The organism is uncultured Roseibium sp., assembly GCF_947499295.1.
Classification (GTDB): domain Bacteria; phylum Pseudomonadota; class Alphaproteobacteria; order Rhizobiales; family Stappiaceae; genus Roseibium.
Genome location: NZ_CANMNP010000076.1, coordinates 1 through 2,753, shown reverse-complemented (window position 1 = coordinate 2,753; position 2,753 = coordinate 1). Strand labels below are relative to the sequence as shown.

At 50.1% G+C, this 2,753-nt stretch carries 2 protein-coding genes and 1 pseudogene; all 3 read right to left on the bottom strand.

What is annotated here, in order from left to right:
* Positions 1–373 precede the first annotated feature (373 nt).
* The gene (locus tag Q0835_RS29615; protein WP_298967036.1) at positions 374–997 is read right to left on the bottom strand and encodes a lytic transglycosylase domain-containing protein; all 624 of its coding nucleotides are present in this window, start codon (positions 995–997) and stop codon (positions 374–376) included.
* A gap of 930 nt (positions 998–1,927) precedes the next feature.
* Positions 1,928–2,219 (bottom strand): annotated as a pseudogene (locus tag Q0835_RS29610) (transposase); the annotation flags it as partial.
* The coding region (locus tag Q0835_RS29605; RefSeq protein ID WP_298967033.1) for an IS3 family transposase at positions 2,213–2,753 on the bottom strand (541 nt) is incomplete at its 5' end. The gene Q0835_RS29605 and the pseudogene Q0835_RS29610, both read right to left, overlap by 7 nt.

The window sequence follows — 2,753 nt, the reverse complement described above, 5'->3', positions numbered from 1 at the left end:
AAAACCTGTCCCATAGTGCATCCTTCCATTCGGGAGAAAAGACTGCACCATCAAAATCTGGGATCAAACACCTAGTGCTGCAAGTGGCTTGGTCAGTTGCCGGCAAGACGCTGTTGCGCCGGCGGCGGCGGTTGCAATGCCCGGCCGGGTTGAGGCGTGATAATTGTTATTTTGGGGAGAGTGACAACCTTGAGGTGTGCTCACGTCGGAGCGACTGAGGGTTCTTCAATCGAACCGACGGCCGCTCACTCGGCAAAACGAGCCAGTTCCTGGTCGTGCGCCCTGTCTTTTTTCAAGAGGCCAGATTACGAACAAGTGCTGATACCTGATTGGGTCAGCGGACAAACGTGTGTGTCTTATGAATTTGAAGTCTTCAAAACTCCCAGACGGACTGGCGGCCTTTGAGCCTGAAGTCCACTCTGGAGGGGAGGTGGAACCTCTTGGTCGGTATTAACGGCTTGTTTTCGCGCCGAGTTCTCAAGAGACCTGTTTCTGATAGAATGTTCCGGACGTAGTTCGTCGTTTCTTCGAATGGAGGGACACCTCCAAAACGTTTGACCCGCGTTGGGCCCGCATTATAAGCTGCTAGAGCGAGCTTTGCGGACTTGAAGCGTTGCATTTGGCTGGTCAGATATCTTGCCGAAGCATCTAGATTTTGTTCGGGGTCGAACGGATTGCTGACACCCAATTCGGTTGATGTTGCCGGCATCAGCTGCCCGAGACCCTGCGCGCCTGCGAGCGAAATGGCATCGGGTTTGAAGTTACTTTCCTTTTGAATTAGCTGTGTAAACAGATCGATGAACTCGACAGTGTTCAATCCTGCAGCCCGAACACCATCGTGGCCTGCGTAGCGCAATGCAGTTGTTTCGGTGAGCCGTAGATATATGAGCTGTTGTTCGTTAAACTCACTATATGCTGCCTTTGAGGTACCCCGTTTCTTGTTAAACTTTTCTTCTGGAACAGTTGGATTAGAGGTGTCGGGTCTCGTCAGGCTCATCAATCCGGCCGACTGTGTTTCGAGGGAGTTGCTACACCCGCCCAAGAGCGCTGTAAGGGTCAAAAGTAACCAGACCATTCGCCCAAAGGAACAGTGATGACGGTGCATTTTTCGTTTCATGAAATGATAGACATATCGCAGATGAAACCGGTCTTTTGAGCTTTTCAGTCTCGAGTTTTTGTATGATCTGAACTTAATTGAAACTGAGAAAAGTTTTCTGTAGCGGAAGTTACCTTCAATACGCCCATTTCTTTAGCCAGGGGCAGGAAACTTCATCCTGTATCATTAACTCCCAGTGTTCTTGGCTAATATTCACTCCTTTACGTTATTCGAGGGCAAACTCATTGTTTAGCATCATCTTTCCCCATAATTTGGTTTCTTGAGTATGGAGAAAGTTTTTGAGAATGCACTGACTGCATTTTTTTTATTTGTCGATTATTTTTTGTTTTTTTTAGAATGACAATTGCAGCATGGATGTTGTTGGCTACGGCAGCCTGGCTTCGATGACAAAGTCATGCAGCCAAAGGTGTTCTGCTGCCAGAATTAGAAATGTCGAGCAAGACGTTTTGGATTTGTCGCATTGAGTGGCAATCCTGCGGAATTGTTTCAAGGGTCGTTCGACCCATTTCCCATCCATATAGGCCCAGAAGTGGCAAGCAGATGGTCATCATCCCCAAAAATCATTGGGTTGAAAATTGGACTTCTCCGACCTTTGATGCGCTTGGAGAACGAGATGAAGAAATCAAGATTTACGAAAAGCCAGATCCTGGCAATTTTGAAACACGGTCCAGAAAATGCTAGTGCCGCCCTGCAAATGTGGGCTTCAAGACATCGGATCGGCTTGCAATATATCCGTAAGCGCTCATTTCCCAGCACGTTGACGCCGTCAATTTGTTGGGATGTGTTCGAATGGGAGAGCGTCCGGTTAGATCAAGCGGTAGTTGTTTTCGGGAAGTTGAATGGCAGCAGATCGTTGATGTCTGCATCGGCGGTACGCTGCGGTCGTTCGGATAGGACATGGCGCAGGTACCGCCAAGGGCTCGACGACGCTGACCCTGGCTCCCTCGACGGTGTCGCTGAACAGCCAACTTTTTCTGCCGGTGGCAAAGATTCTGATGTCGCGTTCCAGAAGGTTGTTGTCTATCGGCATCCTGCCGTCCTCGGTGTAGCACGTCAGATAGTCCCATTGGTTCAGGGTGAATTGCCCCGCGTTTTCTAGACGCCATCAGCTTTCATTTTCTGCTGCCGTTCGAACTCGACGGGTGACAGCATCCCGTTTCTGACGTGTTTGCGCCTTGGGTTGTAGAACATCTCGATGTAGTCGAACACATCCCGCCTCGCATCTTCGCGTGTTTTGTAAGTTCGCCGTCGTACCCTTTCCCGTTTGAGCAGGTTGAAGAAACTTTCGGCAACAGCATTATCGTGACAGTTTCCACGCCGACTCATGGAGTGCTCCAGATTGTGAGCCCTTATGAACGAAGCCCAGTCTATGCTTGTGAACTGTGACCCCTGATCCGAATGGACCAGAACCTTGCCCTTTGGTTTCCTCCGCCATACCGCCATGAGCAATGCTTGCAACACGACATCAGTGGTCTGACGGCTCTGCATTACCCATCCGACGACACGGCGGGAATAGAGATCGATCACTACCGCCAGATAGGTGAACCCTTCCAGTGTCCTGAGTGGAGTAAGAAGCGCAGTAGCGCTTCTCCTCCCCGAACCGCACGTGCACCTTTCAGCGCATACGGCTCTCCAT